We start from the raw sequence: 23562 nt of genomic DNA, 5'->3' as shown, positions 1-23562 counted from the left end.
GCCGCGGTAAATGCCGCGGCCTTGAATGATTTAACGTGCGTAAGTCAATTCGTGTGAATTATTCTTTTATTTCGTCAGATAATTAAATTATTTTCCGACCTGGTGACCAATAATACCACCGACTGCTGCGCCACCCAGGGTACCGAGCGCGCTACCGTCAGTTAACACCGCACCACCGATAGCGCCGGCGCCAGCACCGATAGCCGTGTTACGATCGCGTTTAGACATGTTAGAGCAAGCGCTCAGAGACATTGCTACAGTGACAGCCAGAACGACAGCAGCCATTTTTTTGCTCGTTGAAGTCATCATTTTTTTTCTCCTGAATAATCTATTCATGGATTACAGCGCTCCTCTAAGCATAGCCTGATAAAGCAGCTTTAGGGCAATTCCATGAAGTTAAGATGCGCAGGTGTCACGAAAATCACGCAGGTGATAGTCACTTCCTGTTATATCGCTAATAATAATTTTACTTTTTTTAAAATTTATCGTCAGGTAAAAAGTCTTAATTAGCGGCTCGGAATACTCTCAGAGCGATAAAGCGCCCCTTCCGGCGCTTTGGCAGGAGATGGGGCGGCGGAGGATCAGATGTAGGGCACGATATCGACGGTCAGGCCGCTGCGGAGCAATTGTTCGCGACAGGCGTCCGGTAAGCGATCGTCGGTAATAACGCGATTAAAGCGGCCGGCGGGACCGAGCGGATAGGGATGTACCGCGCTGAATTTTGAACTGTCGCTAAGAATAATTGCCTCACAATGCTTCTCCAGCACGGCGTTCACCACGTCCGCACGCATCATATCGCGGCCGGTAAAGCCGGTTTCCGCCTGCCAACCGTCGATCCCGATGAAGGCTTTGCTGAAATGCACCTGCTGGATGAACTGACGGGTTAGCGGACCGACCATACTCTCACTGCGTTTCTGATAAATTCCGCCCAGCAGGATCACCTCTCCTGGGGTCTCTTTCAGCAGATGGGCGATATAGCTGCTGACGGTAATGATGGTGATATCGCCGCGCTCGGCCAGCGTACGCGCCAGCAGGGCATTGCTGCTGCCGTTTTCGATAAATACCGTTTCACCGGTATTCACTAGCGCCGCAGCCCGGCTGGCCAGCTCACGCTTAATGGCGAAATGGGTCATCATGCGGGTTTCGACATCTTCGCTGTCCAGCGGTACGGCATAGCCATGAGTACGGCGCAAATAGCTCTGCTTTTCCAGCAAATTCAAATCCTGACGAATAGTAACCTCAGAGACACCGGTCATCTTCGCCAGATCGGCGACGCTCATGCGGCCTTTATCGATGACCACTTGCAAAATACTTTGTTGTCGGGCGTTCATAGCAACATCACTGTTAGGGGGCTATATGGCGAGCAACCGGTCCATATGGCCGGCTGCGGCATGGCTGATATTCAGATTTCCCAGGGCGCCTTGGGTTGGTTTTGTTGTTCAGCATCGTCCGCCGCCAGCGCCAGCAGCTCCGCTTTGAGGATCTCCAGATTATGGATCGCAGAATGGTAATCACCGGCAACCAGAATATCCAGCACGGTATCGATACGTTGAGCGAGCAGGTGGGCATTCACATCTGACATGGCATTATCCTGGTAACAAAAACGAATGAAATCAATGATGCTAAAAATGAATGAAAAAGAGAAGCGAAAAAAACGCACAACCTTAATCGGTGCGACGGAAATGGCTGGATAGAGAGGAAAGAAGCAGCGGTTCCCGCAGGAACCGCTGTGAAGGGGCGTCAGACCGCCGGACGCGCAATAATGCTGCGGGTTTCCATGCGAACTTCAGCGATAGTGACATCGATAACGTCAGTCACTTTATAGACTACTTCACCTTTGATCTGCACGGTACCGTTCTCCTGGCTGCACACCAGTTCGTCGCGCACGGCGTGGAGGAACGGGGCCGGAATAAAGGCGACCGCGCCATTGTCCACCAGACGCACGCGCATCCCGCCGCGGCTGACGTCGATGATCTCCGCCGCGAAGCGGGTATCGGTCCCGGCTTTATCGTTGAGGAAACGGGCGTACAGCCAGTCGGCGACGTCGCGCTCGGCCATCCGGTTGAGACGACGGCGCTCCGCCATCTGCACGGTGGCTTCATCCTGGGGACGCGCAATGGTCTCGCCTTTAATGATGGCTTTCAGCAGACGGTGGTTGATCATGTCGCCATACTTACGGATCGGCGAGGTCCAGGTGGCATAGGCTTCAAGCCCAAGACCAAAGTGTGGGCCCGGCTCGGTGCTGATTTCCGCAAACGACTGGAAGCGGCGAATGCGGCTGTCGAGGAAACCGGTCGGCTGAGCGTCCAGTTCCCGGCGCAGCTTGCAGAACCCTTCCAGGGTGAGCACTTCCGTCGGGTCGACGTGCACATCATGGGTTTTCAGCAGGGCGGCCAACTGCTCGGTGTTCGCCGGATCGAAACCGGTATGAACGTTATAAACGCCGAAGCCGAGCTTGTCGCGCAGAATGCGGGCGGCACAGATGTTGGCGGCGATCATCGACTCTTCGACAATGCGGTTGGCAATGCGACGCGGTTCCGCGACGATATCCAGCACTTCGCCTTTTTCGCCGAGAACGAAACGGTAGTCCGGACGGTCTTTGAACACCAGCGCATGGGTCTGACGCCATTCGCTACGACGCTGGCACACGTCCTTCAGCAGCGTAATTTGCTGCGCGATCGCCTCGCTGTCCGGCTGCCAGCTGCCGCGGCCTTCCAGCCAGTCAGAGACGTCGTCATAGGCCAGCTTGGCTTTCGATTCGATGGTGGCGGCAAAGAACTCGATATTGTCTTCGATGGTGCCATCGGCCGCCAGGGTCATCCGGCAGGCCAGCACCGGGCGCACTTCGTTAGCGCGCAGGGAGCAGAGGTCGTCCGACAGCTCGCGCGGCAGCATTGGAATGTTGAAGCCCGGCAGATAGTTGGTAAAGGCGCGCACTTTTGCGGCGTTATCCAGCTTGCTGCCTTCGGCAATCCAGGCGGTCGGGTCGGCAATGGCGACCGTCAGCAGCAGTTTGCCATCAGCAGTGGATTCGGCATACAACGCATCGTCCATATCTTCGGTGCTGGCGCTGTCAATGGTGACGAAGTCGAGGGCGGTTAGGTCGCGGCGCGTCAGCCCCTCGTCGAGCATCTCGGTGGCGACGCCGTCCGGTGCCTCTTTCTCAAGATTATGGCGCGCCAGGGTTACCCACCATGGGACGAAGTGATCGTCGCTAAAAGTGATGAACTGGGTCAACTCCGCGTAAAACCCGCGGTCGCCTTTTAATGGATGACGGCGCATCTCGGCGACGGCCCAGTCACCCTGTTTAAAATCGTGTTCAACGCCGCGGGCGGCGCGGCAGGGAATGGCGTCTTTCAGCAGCGGATGGTCAGGAACGATAGCGAGGCGATCGTCTTTCTTCTGGACTTTACCGACAAAACGAGTCAGGAAGGGCTCAACCAGCGATTCCGGCTCGGCGCTTTCGCGTTCTTTTTCAGAATGGATCACCGCGACGATACGGTCGCCATGCATCACTTTTTTCATCTGCGGCGGCGGAATGAAGTAGCTCTTCTGAGCGTCCACTTCGAGGAAGCCAAAGCCCTTTTCCGTGCCCTTAACGACCCCTTCCGCGCGCGGCGTCTGGGAATGCAGTTGCTGTTTAAGCTGCGCTAGCAGCGGGTTATCCTGAAACATAATTAGGTATTTTCGTGGCTAAAAGAGCGGCTGACATTTTTACGCGAATATGCCTGCCGCAGCAAGCGCTGTTTCAGCAATTTACGTCTGCTGACGCACATTGCCGAGGGCGATTTTCAGACGATTCATCCATCCGCACAGCCCGCTCCAGATCAACAGATCGATTGCTTGTTGCTCAGAGAGTCGATATTCCGCGAGGGGCGTTAACTGGGCGGCGCTAAACCGGTCAGGCGAGCGGGTTAACAGCTGCACCGCGGTCACGAGAGACCGGGCCTGAGGATGCTGCTGGAGCCAGTGATGGAGGGCCTGGTCGCCCTCCCGCAGATGGCTGGCGAACTCCTCTTCACCCTGCCAGTGGGGGAGCCAGGCGTCAAAGCAGGTGGGGCTGCCATTGGTGCGCGCCGTGAGTAAGGCGACCTGCGGGCCAAAGGTATCATCCGTGCTGAGCTGGCGGATCAAGGTCTCCAGAGGCGCGAATAACTGTGGGTCGCAGGCCAGCAGCGGCGCCAGCTCGCCCAGACCGGGCAGCGACTGCCAGCCGGCGATGCGCCGCTGACGCTCATCATCGGCATACTGCAGGTCGGGATCCGCAATGTCTGCCTGCCATGCTCCCGGCGGCGGGGCGAACAGCTCCGCGGGTGCCTCCTCTTGCTGGGGCATACCGGGGATCCAGCGCACCGGAAAGCCCTGGGCCGCCTGCAGGACGGCAATCGCCCGCGCCTGGAAGCCGACGAATCCGATAATCTGGTTGAACAGAATAATGTCCCGACTGGTTAAGCCCACTTCGTCCAGCTGGCTACGGGAGAGAGCGTTAATAACCGAGGGCGAACCGGCAAGCTGACGAGCATATTGCGTGATTTGCGCCAGACGACGGTTGCTCTCGCGCGAGGAATCGGGGCCTGGCAGGGGAGCAAGGCGGGCGGCGTAGTGGTTACACAGCCGCTGGACGCCGTAGACCTGGGCGACGGTGAGCGCGGTGCTGAGTCGATCGTAAGCGGTAAAGGTCTGCAGGCGACTCACCGCCACCTGGTCGGGAAACAGCAGTTCGGCCAGCTGGCGTGCGGGGTGTAGCCAGTCAGCGTGGGCACGTAGCCAGGCGGCCGGCAGCGTCAGGTCCAGCAAAAAGCGGTCTTCAACATGGGCGGCTTCAGGGACGAGCGGCAGGACATCCACCGGGCAGATTGTTGACTGGGTTTCGTGATACCAGTGATTTTTGCCATTCACGCGGCGTGGCTCCATGGGCTTTCCTTGTTCGGTATGTGGCGAACCGCCGTTCCGCGGATCGTTTATGCAGAACTATCCTGGCGTAACCCGGAAGCAGGAGAAAATATTGATACGTGCTAACAAATAGCCGATTGGAATAACAGGTGGGGCGTAAGGCGTGGGGGATGGAAGAACCCTCCTCACCGGGGCGAGGAGGGGAAGGAACTTATTTCAGTTCCAGCTCGTTCATGGCGGCGATATTGAACCCGCCGTCAACGTGAACGACTTCACCGGAGATCCCCGCAGACAGGTTGGAGCACAGGAAGGCTGCGCTGTTACCCACATCTTCAATGGTGACGGTGCGACGGATCGGGGTGACCGCTTCGCAGTGCGCCAGCATTTTACGGAAATCTTTAATACCGGACGCGGCCAGCGTACGGATAGGACCGGCAGAGATGGCATTGACGCGAACGCCTTCCGGACCCATGGCGTTAGCCATATAGCGGACGTTAGCTTCCAGAGAGGCTTTGGCCAGACCCATCACGTTATAGTTCGGGATCGCGCGCTCTGCGCCCAGGTAGGAGAGCGTCAGCAGAGCCGAACCCGGGTTCAGCATGCCGCGGCAGGCTTTGGCCATTGCCACGAAGCTGTAAGCGCTGATGTCGTGCGCGATTTTAAAGCCGTCGCGAGTGACAACGTCAACGTAGTCGCCGTCTAACTGGTCAGCCGGGGCAAAACCGATTGAGTGGACGAAACCATCGAATTTTGGCCAGACTTTTTCCAGCTCGGTGAACAGCGCGGTGATGCTCTCATCTTCAGCAACGTCGCACGGCAGCACAATGTCAGAACCCAGCGCGGCAGCAAACTCTTCTACGCGACCTTTCAGTTTCTCATTCTGATAGGTGAATGCCAGTTCCGCGCCTTCGCGGTGCATTGCCTGCGCGATGCCGTAGGCGATGGACAGTTTGCTGGCGACGCCAGTGATCAAAATGCGCTTACCGGAAAGAAAACCCATAGCTTTAATCCTTATCGTTATTGCTTATTTTTACTTTAACAATCATAACGTTAACATTGTTATTTCAAAATAACTCAAATTTAGCCGGGAATTATATCCCACTGACGACCCCTTGTGTCACGATATTTTTCAGCCGGTCCGCGCCGCGCGGGGCAAAAGTACATCGCGATAGCTGCAGTATATCATCTCTCCTGACGATTATTTGAGCGCGATCTCCGCCAGCAGCAGGCGTCCATTGCTGCCCACGGGACGCAGATTCCGCGGGGATCCACCGCGCCAGCAGAGGCCGCTGCCGGCCGCGCAGCGTCGCCCGGCCAGATCCCACTCGCCGCCTTGTAGAACATAAGCGACCCCCTCGCTGGCAGGGCATTGCAGGTCGCTAACGACCTGAACTGTCGCCGACGCGCGCCCGCGCTGAGTCATGATATTGAAGTCCAGCCCTGGCGCAACGATCCCGACGCTGGACAGCGCCCATTCGCCGGGGAAAGCCCACGGCTGCCAGAGCGCCAGCGGTTGGTCGATATTCTCGCCACACAGCCGTAGCGGCTGCCCCGCCAGCAGAGTAATGACCCGGTCGACGCCAGGAAAGGGGGAGAAAGGGCCATCCGCCTGCAGGGTGGCAATACTCGCTCGCCAGAGAAAAGGGGCATCTGGAGCGGGTACGCAGATGATTTCGCGCGTCTCTCCGCCGCCGTTTTTCCACGGCGTGACGGGGAGCGTCGAAAGTTGAAAAGGGACCATCATGGGCAGCATACCTTAGTTAATCGCTTCCGGCGTCAACAATAAGCACCGCCTTGAGCTAGTTTAGTAACTTTCTGCAATACAAATATTTTACATATTCGTCACAAAATGAGAGTGCATGCAAGGCGGTGAGTTGTCAATGCTTGTATATACAAGAACGATTGAGTGAGGTGATATTAATAACTTGAGTGAGGAATCTATGTCTTCGTTTTCGTCTACAGACGGGCAGTCAAAGAGCAATTATGCTGGAATGAGTGAAAGGCGGTCGATTGATTACATCCCGGAAAGCGAACGGCATGGACACCCTTTTAGCCAGTTCACCCTTTGGTTTGGCGGCAATCTGCAAATTACGGCGATTGTCACTGGCGCTTTAGCCGTTGTGCTGGGCGGCGATGTAGTGTGGTCTCTGGTCGGGCTTCTGGTCGGTCAGATGCTGGGGGCGGCGGTGATGTCTCTGCATGCGCTGCAGGGACCGCGACTGGGACTTCCGCAAATGATCCTTAGCCGCGCCCAGTTTGGGGTTTTTGGCGCGGTGGTGCCGCTGGTGCTGGTTTGCGTCATGTATATCGGTTTTTCTGCCAGCGGCACCGTATTGGCCGGGCAGGCAATGGCTAAACTACTGAATATCAGCCATGTAGCCGGGATGCTGATATTCAGTGCGATTATTATCGTTATCGCCGTCCTCGGTTATAAGGTGATCCACAAGCTGGGCAAACTGGCGAGTATCGTCGGAATTCTCGCCTTCGTTTATATGTTCATCACGCTGCTACTTTCGGCCGATCTCAGTGCGCTCGCGCACAATAACCATTTTTCGCTGCCGACGTTTTTATTAGCCGTATCGCTCTCCTCATCGTGGCAGATCGCTTTTTGCCCCTATGTATCCGACTATTCGCGCTACCTGCCACGCGATGTTTCCGCCACGAAAACGTGGTGCTCAGTGTTTTTCGGCACCGTATTGGGTACCCAAACGTCGATGACGCTCGGGGTTCTGACAGCGGCCATTGCCGGCAGCGCGTTCCCTGGGCACGAGGTGAGCTATCTGGTGGGATTAGGTAAGAGTCAGGCGATGGCCATGGTTATCTATTTCGCCATCTGTTTTGGTAAAATTACCTTCACTACCCTCAATGCGTACGGCAGCTTTATGTCGCTGACCACCATTGTTTCCGCCTTCCGCCGGCAAACCGTGCTGTCGCAAAAGTGTCGCATTGCATTCGTGGTGCTGATGGTGACGGCTTCCTGCATTATCGCGTTGCTTAGCGAACCCGCTTTCTTAAAGCATTTCACGCATTTTCTTCTGTTTCTGCTGGCGTTCTTCGTGCCGTGGAGCGCCATCTGTCTGACGGATTATTATCTTATCTCGAAGGGCGCCATCGATATTCCGGCGCTAAGCGACCCGCAGCAACGCTACGGGTTCTGGAACCTGTACGCGATCACCCTGTATATCGTCGGTGTGCTTATCCAGTTGCCGTTCATTGAGAACCCGTTGTTCCATGGTTCGCTCACGTGGATCTTCGCCGGTAACGATGTCTCATGGATAATAGGCTGGTTTGGCACCGGGGTTCTTTACTACGCGCTGCGCCGCTTTGACCGCCGGTCGCTGCCGGCGCAGAGTCTTTTCCCTTCCACCTGAATGACAAGGGCGGCGTGAGGGCCGCCCCTGCCGTTGCCTGCCAGCTATTTCCCGTCTTTGCGCCAGGCGTCGGCGGTGAGGGCTTCCCCGAAGTGGCCGGCGATCAGGCGCCGGGTCAGGTCGTGCAGCGGCGAGGCCAGCACATCGGCAGTGCTGCCGCGCTCGACCACTTCGCCGTTATGCATCACCAGCACCTGATCGCTGATGTGTTTCATCATTCCCAGGTGCTGAGTGACATAGATATAGGAGATGCCCTGTTTCTCCTGCAGCTCCAGCATCAGGTTGATAAGCTGGGAGCGCATCGACATATCCAGCGAGGCCAGCGCCTCATCGCAGACGATAACCTTCGGGCGCAGGATCAGCGCCCTGGCGAGGCCGAGACGCTGCTTCTGACCGGGCGCCAGCATATGGGGGTAGTAGCTGACGTGGTCCGGCAGCAGACCGACCATGCGCAGGGTGTCGATTATCTGCTTCTGCCGCGCTTCGGCGTCGAGATCGGTATTCAGTCGCAGCGGAAAATCGAGGATCTGCGAGATGCGCTGGCGCGGGTTCAGCGAGGTCGACGGATCCTGAAAGATCATGCGAATCTTCTGGCTGCGGTAGGAGTAATCCCCAAAAGTCAGCGGATGATCGTCAATCAGCAGTTCGCCGCTGGTGGGTTCCACCATGCCCGCCAGCATCTTCGCGAGGGTCGATTTCCCGGAGCCGTTCTCGCCGATAATCGCCAGCGTCTGCCGTTCGCGCAGGGTAAAACTCAGCGGTTTAACCGCCTCAACCGTCTGACGGTGAAACCAGCCGGTGCGGTAGCGAAAGGTCTTACTGAGTTGGCGAACTTCCAGCAATGTTTCGACCATTTCACTCTTTCTCCATGTTCAACGGGAAATGACAGGCGTACAGATGGTTGCGCGCCCCGGTAAGACGCGGCGTTTCGATACACTCGCGCTGGGCGTACGGGCAGCGCGGCCCCAGCCGACAGCCGATAGGCAACTGCTCCAGTAGCGGGATCGCTCCAGGCAGGGTGTTGAGGCGACTTTTATGCGGCATGGCGCTACCGAAATCCGGGATCGCGCGGATTAACGCCTGGGTGTAGGGGTGATGTGGGAGGGTGATCAGCTCTTCGCTGGGCCCGCTCTCCACCGTCTGCCCGCAGTACATGACGTTGATTTTATCCGCCCATTTGCTGAGCATTTGCAGGTCATGGCTGATCAGCAAGATGGTGGTGTTGTTGTTCTGGTTGAGCCGCGTCAGCAGGCGAATAATCTGCGCCTGGGTGGTCGGCTCCATGGCGTTGGTCGGCTCGTCGGCAATCAGCAGACGCGGCTGGTTGGCCAGGGCGATGGCGATCATCACCTTCTGGCACTCGCCCTCGGTCAGCTGATAGGGGAAGCTGCGCATGGCATCTTTGTGATCTTTAATGCCGACGCGGTGCAACAGCTCGATGGCCCGGCGCTTGCGCCAGCCCAGCCGTTGCCACCAGCGGCCCTTGTAGGTCCAGCCGGGGATACTCTGAATCAGCTGCTGGCCGATGCGCTCAGAGGGATCGAGGCACGACTGGGGCTCCTGAAAAATCATCGACACGTTATGGCCGATCAGCTTCCGGCGCTCGCGGTTCGACAGTCGCAGCAGGTCGATGTCATCGAAGCGCATGCGGTCGGCCGTGACCCGCCAGTTGTCTTTGGTTACGCCGCAGATAGCTTTGGCAATAAGGCTTTTCCCGGAGCCGGATTCCCCCACCAGGCCGCGGATTTCGCCTTCGGTCAGCGTCAGGCTGACGCGATCGACGGCTTTTACCCAGCCTTCGCTGGTTTTAAATTCAATGGTTAAGTGACGAATATCGAGTAACGGCATTATTCTACCCCGGCAATGATCGCCCGGCGAATACCGTCGCCCAGCAGGTTGACCAGCAGTACGCTGAGCATAATCGCCGCCCCGGGGAGCATCACGGTCCACGGCGCCACATAGATAAGCTCCAGCGCATCGCCCAGCATGGCTCCCCATTCCGGCGAAGGCAGCTGGGCGCCGAGATCAAGAAAGCCCAGCGCGGCAATATCCAGAATGGCCATCGACAGGGCGCGAGTGATCTCGGTCACCAGGCCGGAGGCGATATTGGGTAGGATGGCGAACAGCAGAATATTCAGCGTCGAGGCGCCGTCGAGGCGGGCGGCGATGATGTACTCTTTCTCCAGCTCATCGTGGACCATGCTGTAGACGGAGCGCACCATGCGCGGCAGCAGCGCCAGCCAGACGGCGAACATCGCATGGCTGAGATGCGGCCCGGCAAAGGCGACGACGATAATCGCCAGCAGCAGCGAGGGGATGGAGAGCAGGGTGTCGAGGATATGGTTCATCACCGCCGAGCGCAGGCCGTGGGTCGATCCGGCAATCACGCCCAGCACCAGACCAAACAGCGTGGCGCCGAGGGTGACGACAAAAGCGCCGCCGACGGTGGGCGCCGCGCCGCTCAGCAGTCGGCTCAGCACATCGCGGCCGAGGTCATCGGTTCCCAGAAAGAAGGAGACTTCGCCATAGCGCGACCACGACGGCGGCAACAGCTGGTAGCCGAGGAACTGCTGGTCGATGCCGTAGGGGGCGAACCAGCCGCCGAAGACGCAGAGCAGCAGCAGGCCCGCGCAGCCGTACAGACCGATCATCGCCGTGGTGTCGCCATAAAACTTACGCCATACGGTGCGCAGCGCGCCGGGCGGACGCTTTTCCAGATAAACGCTATCGTAGGGCATACCATTCCTTATGTTTCAGTGGGTTAGCCATGGCACCGAGAATATCGGAAATTACGTTGACAATAATCACCAGCGCGCCAATCACCATCACTCCGGCGGAGATCGCCGCGTAGTCCTGCTGGCGAATGGCGTTGATCAGCCAGCGGCCCAGTCCAGGCCAGCTGAACACCATCTCAGTGATCATCGCCAGGGTGAGCATGGTGGAAAACTGCAGGCCGAGACGCGGGATCACCGGCGGCAGGGCGTTGTGCAGCACATGGCGCAGTAGAATTTTGCGTCGCGACACGCCGCGGGTGGCGGCCGCTTTTACATAGTTAGTGTCATACACCTCGCTGGTGCTAATGCGCATCAGGCGGATCACTTCAGTGGTGGGGGCGACCGCCAGGGTCAATACCGGCAGCACCATATGCCGGGCGGCGCTGACGATCATCTCATGGCGCCACGGCGAGTCCGAAAGCCAGGCGTCGATCAGCGCGAAACCGGTGACATTTTTCACCTCATACAGCAGATCGAAGCGACCGGAGACCGGAAGCCAGCCGAGGGTCAGGGAAAAGAAGAGGGTCAGGAGCAGCGCCAGCCAGAAGACCGGGATCGAGAAACCGACCAGCGCGACGGCGCTGATCAGGGTATCGGGCCATTTATTGCGCATTACGCCGGCGATCATCCCCACCGGAATGCCTATCAGCAGGGCAAAGCCGAAGGCGAGGATGCACAGCTCCATGGTCGCCGGGAAAACCTCGCGCAACTGCTCAGAAATCAGCTGGCCGTTAATGCTGGAGACGCCGAAATCCCAGTGCAGCACCCCTTCAAACCAGAACAGCCACGCATTCCACAGGGAAGCGCCCTGCAGTGGGGCATGAGGGGTGAAATAGCTCAGGCTGAAACCGACAAAGGTCAGAAAAAAGAGAGTGATCAGCAGCAGCAGCAGACGGCGCAGGGTAAAAATAATCATGGCTTCTTCACCTCTTCGGTATTTTCCCGCGATACGCCAGCGAACGAAGCGTTACCGAAAGGGCTGAGCACCAGGCCTTTCATATCATAGCGGTAGGCCTGCAGCCGCAGCGACGAGGCCAGCGGCAGGACCGGCAGTTCGCGGGCGAGGATCCGCTGCGCCTCTTTGTAAGCGTCCATCCGCGAGGAGAGCTGCTGCGAGAGCAGCGCTTTTTGCAGCACGTCGTCAAACTCCCGGTTACACCAGTGGGCAAAGTTGGTTTGCGAGGCGATGGCCGCGCAGCTCAGCAGCGGTCGGAAGAAACTGTCCGGATCGTTACTGTCCGTCGCCCAGCCGGAGAGCGTCAGGTCGTGGCTCATGTCCATCAGGCGCGCCTCCTGGAAACGTCCCTCTACCGGCACAATAATCACCTTAACGCCAATCTGCGCCATATCCGCCTGGATAAGCTCCGCCGTTTTCAGCGGGCTGGGATTCCACGCCTGCGAGCTGGTGGGCACCCACAGCTTGAGGGTCAGGTTTTCCAGCCCCAGGGCTTTCAGGCGGGCGCGGGCCTCCTGCGGATTATATTCGGTAATTTTAGCGTCATTATCGTAGGCCCACGAGGCCCGCGGCAGCATGGACGCCGCCGTCTCCGCGGTGCCATAGTAGATGGACTGCATCAGGCGCTGGTTGTTAATCGCCAGCGCCAGGGCATGGCGCACCTCAGGATTATCCAGCGGCGGCTTGGCGGTGTTGAAGGCCAGCCAGGCGATGTTCATTCCCGGGCGCAGCGTCAGGCGCAGGCGCGGGTCGTCACGCAGGATCGTCAACTGGCTGGCGGCTGGCCAGGCCAGCACGTCGCATTCTCCGGTCAGCAGTTTCGACAGGCGGCCGGTGCCGCCGGAGCCAAGGTCGACCACCACCTGGGGCATCAACGGTTTGCCGCGCCAGTAGCCGGGGTGGCGCTGCAGGCGAACATATTGTCCGGAGCGGTAATCGGATAGCTGGAACGGGCCGGTGCCAACCGGCTGGCGATCCAGTTGCTCCTGGCGGTCGTCCTGAGTTAAGCGGGCGGCATATTCGGCAGAGGTAATTGACGCATAGTGGGTGGCCAGATGCCAGAGGAACGAGGCGTCCGGCCGCTTGAGGCGAAACTCCACGGTCTGATTATCCAGCTTGCGGACGCTCTCCACGCTGTCAGCAAACTGCAGACTGTCGAAGTAGGGAAAACTGCTGCCGTTGACGTTGTGCCACGGATGGTCGCGGTTAAAAATACGGCCAAAGGTAAAAATGACGTCATCGGCATTAAAGTCCCGCGTTGGGGTAAACCACGCCGTGCGTTGAAACGGGACGTGGCGGCGCAGGTGAAAGCGGTAGGTGGCGCCGTTATCGAGAACTTCCCAGCTCTCCGCCAGCTCGGGGACCAGCCGGTAGGTATAGGGATCGACGTCAAGCAGACGATCGTAGATCTGAGCGGCCAGTGTATCGACAATCAGGCCGCTGCTGACTTTCTGCGGATTAAAGGTATTAACCTGGCCGCTGACGCAATAGACGAAACTGCTATCGCGGATATCGGCGCGGTCGGGGAGCGCAGGGGCGGCAAAAGCTGGCCCACACAGCAGGGAAACGGCTGCCAGGAGAGATGACAATTTCAGGCGCATATTTTCTGTTTGATTATAGAGCTGAACTCTATCTTATTAAGATTAATAGACATTCACCACCGCCTTCAACAAGCCTGAGGGATAATGCGGTTACCGGGTGCGTATAGTATTCAGTCAATTGATTAAAATAGTCGCGGAACCGAGTCTGTATAGTGAAACATGGTAACTTTTTATCGCCGATATCGCCAGTCAGCTCTGTTTTGCCGCGGTTGACCAAACGGCGACGACGTGCGGACGCTAGAGAATAGATTCAGTATAGCGGGGAGAAAGCCGATGACCCGACGGGCGACTAGCCGTACCCGTCGGGTGTGATACAGGGGGAGCGTGTTTCGATTATTGTGACAGTGTCACTTTATGATAGTCCATATTCTGCAGGTCCTCCAGCAGCCCGGGGCCAACCGGCTGCCACTGCAAGCGCTCGCGGGTCCATGCCGAGCTGGCGCGCAGGTCAAGGGCGGTAAACGGCGCAAACCAGCCGAACCAGGCGTCGACCTGCGACTCATCCAGGTGGGTCAGCGGCAGGTTTAATCCGTGGGCAATTACCGCGGCAATATCGCGTAACGCGATCCCCTCTTCGGCCACCGCATGATAGCGCTCGCCGGCCGCGCCCTGAAGCAGCGCGCTGACATACAGACGTGCGACGTCATCGACATGGGCGGCTGACCAGCGGTTGCTTCCCTCGCCGCGCAGGGCTACCGCCCCGTTGGCGACCGCGCGTTCGATATAGCAGGTCAGCAGTCCCTGACGCACGGTGTCATGCACCTGCGGTAAGCGGACCACCCTGACATCCACCCCCGCCTCCAGCAACTGCTGGCCGGCGAGCTCTGAGGCGGTGCGCGGGCTGGGGTGCGCTGAGTTGAAGAACGACTCCCGGGCCGGGGCGCCGCTCCCGTCGTCGCCCATCAGCGTGCCGGAGGTGATCACCAGCGGCCGCGTGCTGCCTCGCAGCGCCTGGCCCAGGGCCAGGATCGCCTGGCGGTCTTTCTCGCAGTTAGCGGCAAAGCGGCTGAAGTCGTGGTCGAAGGCGGTATGGATCACCGCGTCGGCGTTCCCGACGCCAGCCAGCAGCGACTCCGGGGCATCCAGCGTGCCGCGATGCACCTCGGCGCCGGCCGCCTTCAGGGCCTGTGCGGTGCTCTCGCTGCGCGCGAGGCCGATAACCTGATGGCCCGACGCCTGCAGCGCCGGAAGAATACGTGAGCCGATAAATCCGCTCGCGCCGGTAAGAAATATACGCATCATGGATCTCCTGAATGGGTTTCAGGCGTATCCTACCTGCGATGTCATACTATAAAAGTAGAGACATTATCGGGGTATAAATTCTAACAGGCAGAAACCACAGGCAGATGATGAACACTTCTGACAACCATGCTTTAGGCGATTTTCTCCGCGCCCGCCGCCAGCGTCTCGATCCGGCAACGTTTGGCTTCCCGGCGGGACGCCGGCGCACCCCGGGGCTGCGCCGCGAAGAGGTCGCGCAGCTCGCCAGCATCAGCCCGACCTGGTATACCTGGCTTGAACAGGGGCGCGGTGGGGCGCCTTCCCGCGAGGTGCTGGAGCGGATCGCCCGCGGTCTGCGGCTGACCACCCCGGAGCGCGAGCATCTGTTTATTCTCGCCTTTGGCCATCCGCCGCAGACGCGTCTGACGGTGACGGATGATATGACGCCGCGGCTGCAGCGGGTGCTTGACGCTTTCACCATTCCGGCGATTATCCGCACCGCCAGCTGGGACGTCATCGCCTGGAACGCGCCGGCGGCCAGGGTGCTGACCGACTACAGCCAACTGCCGCTGGCGGAGCGCAACGTGCTGCGCCGCCTGTTTACCCGGCCGGAGGCCCGCTGCACTCTGGAAGACTGGCAGAGGGTGGGGCAGCTTATCGTCAACGCCTTCCGCGCCGACGTCACGCGGATGGGCGCCACGAAAGAAACTGACCAGTTGATCGCGGAGCTCAGCCAGCAGAGCGTCGAGTTCGCCCGTTTCTGGCAAAGCCATGACGTCGCCGGCCACGGCGAGGGCTATAAGCGCATTAATCACCCGCAGATGGGTCCGCTCGACCTGGAATTTACCTCCTTTGCCGTGGAGGGCCGTCCCGATCTTTCCCTGCTGGTCTTTAATCCGGCAACGACGGAAAGCCAGCGGAAAATTCACGGTTTACTTCAGGGGGCGGGATCCGCGCCTGAGGAGAGCTGAGGGGTAAATTCATACAGCACCAGCGCATTGCTCTGCAGCGAGTCGATCCGCAGCCAATAGCCATCGAGCCTGGCTTCATCCACGCTGAGCGCCGGACGGGCCTGATGCATCAGCCACTGATAATCCTCGGCGTCAGGGCCGCTGCGGCTGCGAAAGGCGTCCACCAGCGGGAACAACGCGCCGTGGTGCTGATCGAACAGGTGCTGTTTGATGCGCCAGCTGCCATCCAGGCCCTGCAGCCGCACGCTGTAGGGCTGGCTGAAGCGCTGGATAAAGGCCGCTTCGCTGGAGAGCCAGGGATTGTAGACCACCGTATTGCGCAGCAGCAGCTGGTAGTGACCCTGGTGGTGGAGCAGCAGCAGGTTTTTATCGTGAACCAGGATCTCGCCGCGCAGCCGCCGCCAGAGCCAGAGTACCCAGTAAACCGGGCGCGGCAGGCCGTGCAGATAGTGCAGCGCCAGGCTGGAGGTATCGAGCTTGCCGTTGGCGCGAGCTTCGCCCTGGAGGCCTGAATTTAACCAGAAGCCCGCCAGCCAGACCTGGTCCGCCACCCCCAGTAGATTATCCATCAGCAGCGCGCCGCGAAAAAAGCGGCCGTTGGTATCCCGTGTATCGCCGGTCAGCGTATTCCAGGAGAGCAGCCACAGCGGCAGGTTGAGCTGACGCTGGCGCAGGGCGCTGTGGATCTGCCGCAGCTTGTGCAGCGGATAATGTTCGCTGGAGGCCAGGCGGCGGCTGTCTGCCTGGGCCAGATCCAGCTGTTCGTTGGCATCTGCCTGGCAGGCGAGAAAATCCGCCTCTGCCAGCAGCGGCGAGTGGAACAGCGGATCGTTCCCGGGATCGCTGGGAGCAAAGCGGTGCCAGATCCCCAGCTGCGGCTGCGGCAGCAGGCGATGAAGGACCCCGCGCTGCTGCCGCCAGGCGGCCTGGCGCGCAGCTTCGCTGGCCTGCGGCGACCAGTGCCAGACAAAGCGCCAGCTGTTGAGCGTGGCTGGCGGAAAATGGTTGGCGGCGAGCTGCAGGAAGCGCTGCAGCAGGTCACTGCGGGTGGTGACGCCGGTGTGCAGGATCACCTGCCAGCCCATCGCCGCCAGCCAGCTAAAAATCTGCTGCAGGTTGTACCAGCAGGCGTAGCCGGCCATCTGCGGATCGTCCCAGCCGGTGCCGAACAGCCGACTGCTGAGAAAGGGATCGTTGATATCGATGGCATACACCGGCAGGGCGTGGTGCAGCTGTTCGAGTTCCCGGCGCACATCTGCGCGCAGCAGATCGTCCAGTTCGCGCACGGTCACCACCATCCGGGTATGGCGCAGCGCTACGGGGCGCGCTGGACGATCGCGCAGATTGATCTCCCGGGTCTGCGGTGGGTTGATCGGCAGGGGGGGGCTTTCCCGGTCGCGTGGTTCCGGCTCATTGAGTCGCGCATACAGTCGGTCGGCCGCCACCGGCTGCCAGCGATCGGCCTGCGGCGGGCGCGGTCTGGCAAGCTCCAGAGGATGCTGTTCACGATACTGGCGCGGCGTCACGCCGTGCTGGCGCTTAAACAAATCGCTCATCATTCGCGTACTGGCGAATCCCTGTTCGCGGGCGATTTGCTGGACGGTTTTGCGGGTGGTTAATAGCTGGTCGGCGGCGTGGCGCAGGCGCAGCGCGGTGAGGTACTGGACAAAACTTACCCCGACCTCTTTGCGAAATAAGCGTGACAGCCAGGCCTCGGAGACAAATTCCGCGGCCGCCACCTCCTGCAACGAGAGGCGACGCTGATAGTTAGCGTCGATCCGCGCCACCACGCTGGCTATTCTCCGGCTCCATTTTTCGGTATCGCGTCGGGGCGTGGAGGCGATGGGCTGGCTAAAGCGCGTGGCCAGCAGCAGCGCTATCTCACTCAGCCAGCGGTTGGCCTCCAGTCGGTAATGGCCAGGATGATTGACCAGGCCGCTCACCAGCAGCTGGCGCATCAGGCGGCGCAGGCCGTCATCGGCATCCCGGGTGCGCGGCGTTATCTGGTAATCGACGGCAAAAAAGGCATTATCGAGGCGGGCCAGCCAGCTGGCGGAGAGGGTGAGGATCATCACGGCGTTGGCCCCGGCGCTGCGCAGGCTCCAGCGACGGTTGCGGTTAACGATCGCCAGCCCGTCGGCGGCGAGCGGCTGCGACGCACCTTCGGCCACCGCCAGATTTACGCTTCCCTCCAGTACCCACAGCAGCGTCAGCAGATCGCTTTCCGGCTGGGTCAGCTGACGCACATCGCGTACGGTGACGCTAAAGTCGCCTGCATGGTGCTCCACATGACTCTCCTCTGTAGACAAAAAACAACCGGTTGTTTTTTGTCATAACCGATATGAACCGATATGTATGAAAAACACTCATTGATTTTTCGTCAATATAAAACAAAAAAGCGCGCCTGCAAGCTGAGCCACCCGCATAAACTCGAAAGTGTCGTGCAAACACAACACAGGAATAACAAAAATGACACATCCGTTGCTAGAAGCATTGCAGGTTAACGAGGCGCAATTTATTGCTCTGCGTCGTCGGTTCCACCAGCAGCCGGAGATCGGCTTTGAAGAGCACCAGACCAGCAGCGAGGTCGCCCGACTGCTTGGCGAGTGGGGATACGAGGTTCACCGCGGCCTGGCGGGCACCGGAGTGGTGGGCACGCTGCGCGTCGGCGAGGGGAAAAAACGCCTTGGCCTGCGGGCGGATATGGATGCCCTGCCGATGCAGGAGCGGAGCGGTAAGCCGTGGGCAAGCCAGGTTGAAGGGCGCTTTCACGGCTGCGGCCATGACGGACACACCACCACGCTGCTCTACGCGGCTGAATATCTGGCGCGCACACGCCAGTTTAACGGGACGCTGCAGCTGATTTTCCAGCCCGCGGAAGAGTTGCTGTACGGTGGGCGGGTAATGGTCGAGGACGGTCTGTTTGACCAGTTCCCCTGCGACGCCATCTTCGGCCTGCACAATATGCCGGGTCAGCCGCTGGGTAAAATCGGCCTGCGCGACGGGGCGATGATGGCCTCCTCCGATACGCTGCATATTGAAGTGAAGGGCGTTGGCGGCCACGGCGCGGTGCCGGAGCATACGGTGGATGCCACGCTGGTGGCCTGCCATATTACCCTCGCGCTGCAGTCCATCGTCTCGCGCAATATCACCCCGTTTGAGCCAGCGGTGGTGACCGTCGGCAGCATCCAGGCCGGACATGCGCCCAATATCATTAACGATCACGTGCTGATGAAGCTCACGGTGCGCACCCTCAATGAGCAGGTGCGCGAGACCGTACTGCAGCGGATCCATGATATCGCCGTGGCCCAGGCGGAGAGCTTCAATGCCACCGCCACGCTGACCCACGTCAACGGCAGTCCGGTGTTGCGTAACGATCCGGCGACGAACGCCATGGTGCGGGAGGTGGCGACAGCGCTGTTTGGCGCAGAGCAGGTGGGCGAGGTGAAGCCGTTTATGGGCAGTGAAGATTTTGCCTTCATGCTGGAGCAGCACCCGCATGGCAGCTATTTCACCATCGGCGCTGGCGATGAGCCGGATCGCTGCATGGTGCATAACCCGGGGTATGACTTCAACGACGCGCTGTTGCTGACCGGCGCGGCGCTGTGGTGTGGCCTGACGGAACGCTATCTGCGCTAATCACGAGAAACGGGAGGGCCATGCGATGAGCACTGTCACAATAAGCGACACCCCGTTTGTCGGCAACGATCGCCTGCTGGTGGGGATTGTGTTAAGCGTTTTAACCTTCTGGCTGTTCGCCCAGTCGGTGATTAACGTGGTGCCGGCGATGAAAAGCAGCCTTGATATCTCTCTTGAAACCTTAACTCTGGCCGTCAGTCTCAGCGCGCTGTTCAGCGGCTGCTTCGTGGTCGCCAGCGGCGGCCTGGCGGACAAGTTTGGCCGGATGCGGATGACCACCCTCGGGCTGGGGCTGAGTATCGTCGGCAGCGCCATGCTGGTGGTCGCTCAGGGACCGGGGCTGTTCCTGGCCGGCCGGGTGCTGCAGGGGCTGTCGGCAGCCTGCATTATGCCGGCGACGCTGGCGCTGATTAAGACCTGGTATGAGGGGCGTGCGCGGCAGCGGGCGGTCAGCTTGCTTCTGGGTCATCGGCTCGTGGGGCGGCAGCGGTCTCTGTTCCTTCGTCGGCGGGGCTATCGCCACCGGTCTGGGCTGGCGCTGGATCTTCGTCTTCTCGATCGCCGTTGCCCTGCTGGCGCTGTTTTTGCTGCGCGGCACGCCGGAGAGCCGCAGCGCCAGCGCCAGCCAGCATAAGCTGGACGTCGGCGGTCTGCTGAGCCTGATTGTTGCGCTGGTGCTGGTGAATCTGTTTATCAGCAAGGGCCACGGCTGGGGCTGGAGCAGCCCGCTGTCGTTGACCATGCTGGCCGGGGCGCTGGCGGCGGGGACGATATTTATCCGCAACGGCATGCGCAAAGGCGAGGCGGCGTTGATTGATTTTGCGCTGTTCCGCAATCGGGCCTACGGTGCGGCGGTGCTGTCGAACTTTCTGCTCAATGGGGCGATTGGCACCATGATGATCGCCAGCATCTGGCTGCAGCAAGGGCACCACCTGACGCCGCTGGAGAGCGGGATGATGACCCTCGGCTATCTGGTGACCGTCCTGGCGATGATCCGGGTCGGCGAGAAGCTGCTGCAGCGCTATGGCGCCCGGCTGCCGATGATGGCCGGTCCGGTGTTGACCGCTATCGCCATCGCGCTGATATCCTGCACCTTTCTCGAAAAGACGCTGTATATCGGGGTGGTGTTCGCCAGCAACGTGCTGTTTGGCCTCGGGCTGGGCTGCTACGCCACGCCGTCGACGGATACCGCGGTGGCCAATGCCCCGGAGAACAAAATCGGTGTCGCCTCGGGGATCTATAAGATGGGCAGCTCGCTGGGCGGGGCGATGGGTATCGCCGTGACAGCGTCACTTTTCGCGCTGTTTTTACCGCTGGGCATGGCCCATGCCGCCCAGTATGCCCTGTGGTTTAACGCCGTCTTATGTCTGGGGGCGATGGCGGTGAGCACGCTGCTGCTGCCGCGCGCCTCTCACAGCTGATGCTTTTTCAGCAGCGCGCGGAGCTGGTGATAGGTTAATCCCAGCAGCTCCGCCGCCTGCTTCTGATGATACTTCGCCTGCTCCAGACTCCGCTGCAGCAGGCGTTTTTCCTGCTGGAGCTGGAAATCGCGCAGATCCAGCGGTAGCGCGGGCAGCTCATCGCCGGGCGCGGCTTCCGGCGGAGAGCCGGGGGACTGACGAAAAGGGTTAATAATAATCGCGTCCAGCTCATGTTCGCTGTCGCCGTGGCGATACACCGAGCGCTCAACGACGTTCTTCAGTTCGCGAATATTCCCCGGCCAGCGGTAGCCGAGCAGCGTCGCGGTCGCTCGTTCGCTAAAGCCGGGAAACAGCGGCAGACCGAGTTCGCGGCACATCTGGATGGCAAACTGGTTGGCGAGCAGCATGATGTCGCTCTGCCGGTCGCGCAGCGGGGGGAGCTGTACCACGTCGAAGGCCAGGCGGTCGAGCAGGTCGGCGCGAAAATGACCTTCCTCGACCATCTGCGGCAGGTCAGCGTTGGTGGCGCACACCAGCCGGACGTTAACCTGCAGCGGCTGGCTGCCGCCCACGCGCTCCAGCTCGCCATATTCAATCACTCTTAACAGCTTCTCCTGCACCAGCATTGGGGCTGTCGCCAGCTCATCGAGAAACAGCGTCCCGCCGTCGGCGCGCTCGAAGCGCCCGGGATGGCGCTTGCTGGCCCCGGTGAAAGCCCCGGCTTCGTGGCCGAACAGCTCCGAGTCGAGCAGATTATCGTTCAGCGCCGCGCAGTTCAACGAGATAAACGGCCCCTGCCAGCGGCTGGAGAGGTAGTGGAGACGGTTAGCGATAAGCTCTTTCCCGGTGCCGCGCTCGCCGATGACCAGCACCGGTTTATCCAGCGGGGCCAGCCGGGAAACCTGTTCCAGCACCTCGAGAAAGCTGTTGGCCTCGCCCAGCAGATTATCCTTGTACTGCGCCATGATGAATTTCGCCATTAAGTAGTGTAATTAACCAGGTGACTGTAGCAATGCCCAGCACGTTTCGCAACCACCCTGTTTAAAATCAATAAGATAAAAAGTTGGCACGCCATTTGTATTAGCTAAGCCACAGGTGAATGCCTGAAACCAGAACTATGAGGATTGAAATTATGGGTATTTTTTCTCGTTTTGCCGACATCGTGAACGCCAACATCAACTCCCTGCTGGAGAAAGCGGAGGACCCGCAAAAGCTGGTGCGTCTGATGATCCAGGAGATGGAAGACACGCTGGTTGAGGTGCGTTCGACATCGGCCCGCGCGCTGGCGGAAAAGAAACAGCTGTCCCGTCGTATTGAGCAGGCGGTCGCCCAGCAGGCGGAATGGCAGGAAAAAGCCGAGCTGGCCCTGCGCAAAGAGAAAGAAGATCTGGCCCGGGCGGCGCTGATCGAAAAACAAAAGCTGACCGACCTTATCGCTCAGCTGGATCATGAAGTGCAGCTGGTCGATGAAACGCTGGCGCGCATGAAGAAAGAGATTGGCGAGCTGGAGAACAAACTCAGCGAAACCCGCGCCCGTCAGCAGGCGCTGGCGCTGCGCCATCAGGCGGCGAGTTCGTCCCGCGATGTGCGTCGCCAGCTGGACAGCGGTAAACTGGATGAGGCGATGGCGCGCTTTGAATCCTTTGAGCGTCGCATCGATCAGATGGAAGCGGAAGCGGAGAGCCACCGCTTTGGCAAGCAGCAGACGCTGGATCAGCAGTTTGCCGAACTGAAAGCGGACGATGAAATCAGCGAGCAGCTGGCGGCGTTGAAAGCCAAAATGAATCAGTCCAACCAGTAAGTATGATTGCGCGGCGCGGCGTTGCGCCGCGGCTCACCCCCTGTAAGGAGTACACATGAGCATGCTTTTTCTCGCCATTCCGCTGACGCTGTTTGTGCTGTTTGTTCTGCCGGTCTGGCTGTGGCTGCACTACAACAATCGCGGCGCCAACGGCAGTCTGACGCAAAATGAGCAGCAACGGCTGCTGCAGTTGACCGATGACGCGAAGCGGATGCGCGAACGCATTCAGGCGCTGGAAGCGATCCTGGACGCCGAACATCCGAACTGGAGGGACAAATAATGGCCGGGCTGGATCTGAATAAAAAACTGTGGCGTATCCCGCAGCGCGGGATGGTAAAGGGCGTCTGCGCGGGCATTGCTCAGCATCTTGATGTCCCGGTGAAGCTGGTGCGTCTGATTACCGTGCTGGCGATGATTTTCGGCCTCTTTTTCTTTGTCCTGGTGGCCTACATCATTTTGACTTTTGCTCTGGATCCGATACCGGACAGCGAGCTGTACGGTCATAAAGCGCCGAGCAATGGCGATCTGCTGGCCGCCGTGGATGCCGAACTGGCCTCCGGTGAACAGCGTCTGCGTGAAATGGAGCGGTATGTGACCTCCGACACCTTTACGCTGCGCAGCCGCTTTCGCCAGCTGTAAACCCTGTTTTTAACGAATGAGGCAACGCATGAATAGCAAATGGCAACGCGCCGGGCAGCAGGTGAAGCCCGGTCTGAAAATCGTCGGTAAGCTGGCGCTGCTGACCGCGCTGCGTTATGGCCCGGCGGGCGTTGCCGGCTGGGCGGTTAAATCGGTCGCGCGTCGGCCGCTGAAAATGCTGCTGGCGGTGGCGCTGGAGCCGCTGCTCAGCCGGCTGGCCAACCGCGTCACGCGCGGGATGAAATAATGCCGCCGTGGGGAAGGCGCAAAAGGATT

22 protein-coding genes and 1 pseudogene are annotated in these 23562 nt (G+C 59.7%); 8 read left to right on the top strand and 15 right to left on the bottom strand.

The annotated features are described in order from the left end of the window. Window positions 1-87: 87 nt before the first annotated feature. The 7 genes from osmB to RRF55_RS17575 form a co-directional block, all read right to left on the bottom strand. Window positions 88-306, bottom strand: coding sequence for an osmotically-inducible lipoprotein OsmB (gene osmB, locus RRF55_RS17605; RefSeq protein ID WP_002901783.1), 219 nt, complete (start codon window positions 304-306; stop codon window positions 88-90). Window positions 307-581: 275 nt separating this feature from the next. Next, entirely contained in the window at window positions 582-1331 is a 750-nt protein-coding gene (gene yciT, locus RRF55_RS17600; protein ID WP_002901785.1) for a DNA-binding transcriptional regulator YciT, read from the bottom strand. Window positions 1332-1402: 71 nt separating this feature from the next. After that, window positions 1403-1582: a YciZ family protein gene (locus tag RRF55_RS17595; RefSeq protein WP_002901786.1), complete on the bottom strand. Its 180-nt coding sequence runs from the start codon at window positions 1580-1582 to the stop codon at window positions 1403-1405. Window positions 1583-1740: 158 nt separating this feature from the next. Next, window positions 1741-3675, bottom strand: coding sequence for an exoribonuclease II (locus tag RRF55_RS17590; RefSeq protein ID WP_004176468.1), 1935 nt, complete (start codon window positions 3673-3675; stop codon window positions 1741-1743). Window positions 3676-3756: 81 nt separating this feature from the next. Beyond that, window positions 3757-4914 carry a CMD domain-containing protein gene (locus RRF55_RS17585; RefSeq protein WP_004151905.1) on the bottom strand — a complete coding sequence of 386 codons (1158 nt, stop codon included), beginning with the start codon at window positions 4912-4914 and terminating at the stop codon, window positions 3757-3759. Window positions 4915-5104: 190 nt separating this feature from the next. Beyond that, window positions 5105-5893: an enoyl-ACP reductase FabI gene (gene fabI / locus RRF55_RS17580; protein WP_004140277.1), complete on the bottom strand. Its 789-nt coding sequence runs from the start codon at window positions 5891-5893 to the stop codon at window positions 5105-5107. Window positions 5894-6091: 198 nt separating this feature from the next. Further along, the gene (locus tag RRF55_RS17575; protein WP_439419151.1) at window positions 6092-6637 is read right to left on the bottom strand and encodes a HutD/Ves family protein; all 546 of its coding nucleotides are present in this window, start codon (window positions 6635-6637) and stop codon (window positions 6092-6094) included. 247 nt (window positions 6638-6884) lie between these two features. Between RRF55_RS17575 and RRF55_RS17570 the strand changes: the two genes are divergently transcribed. After that, window positions 6885-8264, top strand: coding sequence for a purine-cytosine permease family protein (locus RRF55_RS17570; RefSeq protein ID WP_004151902.1), 1380 nt, complete (start codon window positions 6885-6887; stop codon window positions 8262-8264). A 44-nt stretch (window positions 8265-8308) separates the two neighbouring features. On the opposite strand, the gene sapF is transcribed toward RRF55_RS17570, so the two are convergent. From sapF to RRF55_RS17540, 6 genes are all read right to left on the bottom strand, one after another. Then, window positions 8309-9118 (bottom strand): putrescine export ABC transporter ATP-binding protein SapF, encoded by an 810-nt coding sequence (gene sapF / locus RRF55_RS17565; protein ID WP_004140269.1) that lies wholly within the window; start codon window positions 9116-9118, stop codon window positions 8309-8311. A 1-nt stretch (window position 9119) separates the two neighbouring features. Beyond that, a complete protein-coding gene (sapD, locus tag RRF55_RS17560) occupies window positions 9120-10112 on the bottom strand; it encodes a putrescine export ABC transporter ATP-binding protein SapD (RefSeq protein WP_004140266.1) in 993 nt (330 codons plus the stop codon). Next, a complete protein-coding gene (gene sapC, locus RRF55_RS17555; protein ID WP_004151901.1) occupies window positions 10112-11002 on the bottom strand; it encodes a putrescine export ABC transporter permease SapC in 891 nt (296 codons plus the stop codon). The genes sapD and sapC overlap by 1 nt, the downstream gene beginning before the upstream one ends. Further along, complete coding sequence (gene sapB, locus RRF55_RS17550; RefSeq protein WP_002901816.1) at window positions 10989-11954, bottom strand: putrescine export ABC transporter permease SapB; 966 nt, start codon at window positions 11952-11954, stop codon at window positions 10989-10991. Before sapB ends, sapC begins: the two co-directional genes overlap by 14 nt. Beyond that, window positions 11951-13594 carry an ABC transporter substrate-binding protein SapA gene (gene sapA / locus RRF55_RS17545; RefSeq protein WP_439419150.1) on the bottom strand — a complete coding sequence of 548 codons (1644 nt, stop codon included), beginning with the start codon at window positions 13592-13594 and terminating at the stop codon, window positions 11951-11953. The genes sapB and sapA overlap by 4 nt, the downstream gene beginning before the upstream one ends. 333 nt (window positions 13595-13927) lie before the next feature. After that, window positions 13928-14836: an SDR family oxidoreductase gene (locus RRF55_RS17540; protein WP_020802465.1), complete on the bottom strand. Its 909-nt coding sequence runs from the start codon at window positions 14834-14836 to the stop codon at window positions 13928-13930. Window positions 14837-14943: 107 nt separating this feature from the next. Here RRF55_RS17540 and RRF55_RS17535 point away from each other — a divergent pair, with 107 nt between their 5' ends. Then, window positions 14944-15786 carry a helix-turn-helix transcriptional regulator gene (locus RRF55_RS17535; RefSeq protein ID WP_004140254.1) on the top strand — a complete coding sequence of 281 codons (843 nt, stop codon included), beginning with the start codon at window positions 14944-14946 and terminating at the stop codon, window positions 15784-15786. Here RRF55_RS17535 and RRF55_RS17530 read toward each other — a convergent pair. After that, entirely contained in the window at window positions 15753-18074 is a 2322-nt protein-coding gene (locus tag RRF55_RS17530) for a helix-turn-helix domain-containing protein (RefSeq protein ID WP_021469319.1), read from the bottom strand. The two genes, RRF55_RS17535 and RRF55_RS17530, sit on opposite strands and share 34 nt — an antisense overlap. 181 nt (window positions 18075-18255) lie before the next feature. On the opposite strand from RRF55_RS17530, the gene RRF55_RS17525 reads away from it, so the two are divergent. Then, complete coding sequence (locus RRF55_RS17525) at window positions 18256-19425, top strand: M20 aminoacylase family protein (protein WP_032414811.1); 1170 nt, start codon at window positions 18256-18258, stop codon at window positions 19423-19425. 25 nt (window positions 19426-19450) lie between these two features. Next, a pseudogene (locus RRF55_RS17520) lies at window positions 19451-20846 on the top strand (MFS transporter). On the opposite strand, the gene pspF reads toward RRF55_RS17520, so the two are convergent. Then, a complete protein-coding gene (gene pspF, locus RRF55_RS17515; RefSeq protein WP_004148137.1) occupies window positions 20837-21826 on the bottom strand; it encodes a phage shock protein operon transcriptional activator in 990 nt (329 codons plus the stop codon). The pseudogene RRF55_RS17520 and the gene pspF sit on opposite strands and share 10 nt — an antisense overlap. Window positions 21827-21978: 152 nt before the next feature. Here pspF and pspA point away from each other — a divergent pair, with 152 nt between their 5' ends. The 4 genes from pspA to pspD are packed head-to-tail and all read left to right on the top strand — an operon-like array spanning window position 21979 to window position 23533. Then, window positions 21979-22647, top strand: a complete 669-nt coding sequence (gene pspA / locus RRF55_RS17510; RefSeq protein ID WP_002901908.1) for a phage shock protein PspA — start codon at window positions 21979-21981, stop codon at window positions 22645-22647. A 55-nt stretch (window positions 22648-22702) separates the two neighbouring features. Then, entirely contained in the window at window positions 22703-22927 is a 225-nt protein-coding gene (gene pspB, locus RRF55_RS17505) for an envelope stress response membrane protein PspB (RefSeq protein ID WP_002901911.1), read from the top strand. Continuing rightward, complete coding sequence (gene pspC / locus RRF55_RS17500; protein WP_002901913.1) at window positions 22927-23286, top strand: envelope stress response membrane protein PspC; 360 nt, start codon at window positions 22927-22929, stop codon at window positions 23284-23286. The genes pspB and pspC overlap by 1 nt, the downstream gene beginning before the upstream one ends. 28 nt (window positions 23287-23314) lie before the next feature. Beyond that, window positions 23315-23533 (top strand): phage shock protein PspD, encoded by a 219-nt coding sequence (gene pspD / locus RRF55_RS17495; RefSeq protein ID WP_002901915.1) that lies wholly within the window; start codon window positions 23315-23317, stop codon window positions 23531-23533. The last annotated feature ends 29 nt before the right edge of the window (window positions 23534-23562 follow it).

The organism is Klebsiella sp. K47, assembly GCF_051858335.1.
GTDB lineage: Bacteria > Pseudomonadota > Gammaproteobacteria > Enterobacterales > Enterobacteriaceae > Klebsiella > Klebsiella pneumoniae.
Note: the sequence above shows the minus strand (reverse complement) of the source record. Positions and strands in the feature narration are given on the sequence as shown.

What these genes read in the sequence shown, in the direction of transcription:
- osmB (WP_002901783.1), bottom strand. Translation starts at nt 306, where the DNA reads ATGACTTCAACGAGCAAAAAAATGGCTGCTGTCGTTCTGGCTGTCACT.
- yciT (WP_002901785.1), bottom strand. Translation starts at nt 1,331, where the DNA reads ATGAACGCCCGACAACAAAGTATTTTGCAAGTGGTCATCGATAAAGGC.
- RRF55_RS17595 (WP_002901786.1), bottom strand. Translation starts at nt 1,582, where the DNA reads ATGTCAGATGTGAATGCCCACCTGCTCGCTCAACGTATCGATACCGTG.
- RRF55_RS17590 (WP_004176468.1), bottom strand. Translation starts at nt 3,675, where the DNA reads ATGTTTCAGGATAACCCGCTGCTAGCGCAGCTTAAACAGCAACTGCAT.
- RRF55_RS17585 (WP_004151905.1), bottom strand. Translation starts at nt 4,914, where the DNA reads ATGGAGCCACGCCGCGTGAATGGCAAAAATCACTGGTATCACGAAACC.
- fabI (WP_004140277.1), bottom strand. Translation starts at nt 5,893, where the DNA reads ATGGGTTTTCTTTCCGGTAAGCGCATTTTGATCACTGGCGTCGCCAGC.
- RRF55_RS17575 (WP_439419151.1), bottom strand. Translation starts at nt 6,637, where the DNA reads ATGATGGTCCCTTTTCAACTTTCGACGCTCCCCGTCACGCCGTGGAAA.
- RRF55_RS17570 (WP_004151902.1), top strand. Translation starts at nt 6,885, where the DNA reads ATGAGTGAAAGGCGGTCGATTGATTACATCCCGGAAAGCGAACGGCAT.
- sapF (WP_004140269.1), bottom strand. Translation starts at nt 9,118, where the DNA reads ATGGTCGAAACATTGCTGGAAGTTCGCCAACTCAGTAAGACCTTTCGC.
- sapD (WP_004140266.1), bottom strand. Translation starts at nt 10,112, where the DNA reads ATGCCGTTACTCGATATTCGTCACTTAACCATTGAATTTAAAACCAGC.
- sapC (WP_004151901.1), bottom strand. Translation starts at nt 11,002, where the DNA reads ATGCCCTACGATAGCGTTTATCTGGAAAAGCGTCCGCCCGGCGCGCTG.
- sapB (WP_002901816.1), bottom strand. Translation starts at nt 11,954, where the DNA reads ATGATTATTTTTACCCTGCGCCGTCTGCTGCTGCTGCTGATCACTCTC.
- sapA (WP_439419150.1), bottom strand. Translation starts at nt 13,594, where the DNA reads ATGCGCCTGAAATTGTCATCTCTCCTGGCAGCCGTTTCCCTGCTGTGT.
- RRF55_RS17540 (WP_020802465.1), bottom strand. Translation starts at nt 14,836, where the DNA reads ATGATGCGTATATTTCTTACCGGCGCGAGCGGATTTATCGGCTCACGT.
- RRF55_RS17535 (WP_004140254.1), top strand. Translation starts at nt 14,944, where the DNA reads ATGAACACTTCTGACAACCATGCTTTAGGCGATTTTCTCCGCGCCCGC.
- RRF55_RS17525 (WP_032414811.1), top strand. Translation starts at nt 18,256, where the DNA reads ATGACACATCCGTTGCTAGAAGCATTGCAGGTTAACGAGGCGCAATTT.
- pspF (WP_004148137.1), bottom strand. Translation starts at nt 21,826, where the DNA reads ATGGCGAAATTCATCATGGCGCAGTACAAGGATAATCTGCTGGGCGAG.
- pspA (WP_002901908.1), top strand. Translation starts at nt 21,979, where the DNA reads ATGGGTATTTTTTCTCGTTTTGCCGACATCGTGAACGCCAACATCAAC.
- pspB (WP_002901911.1), top strand. Translation starts at nt 22,703, where the DNA reads ATGAGCATGCTTTTTCTCGCCATTCCGCTGACGCTGTTTGTGCTGTTT.
- pspC (WP_002901913.1), top strand. Translation starts at nt 22,927, where the DNA reads ATGGCCGGGCTGGATCTGAATAAAAAACTGTGGCGTATCCCGCAGCGC.
- pspD (WP_002901915.1), top strand. Translation starts at nt 23,315, where the DNA reads ATGAATAGCAAATGGCAACGCGCCGGGCAGCAGGTGAAGCCCGGTCTG.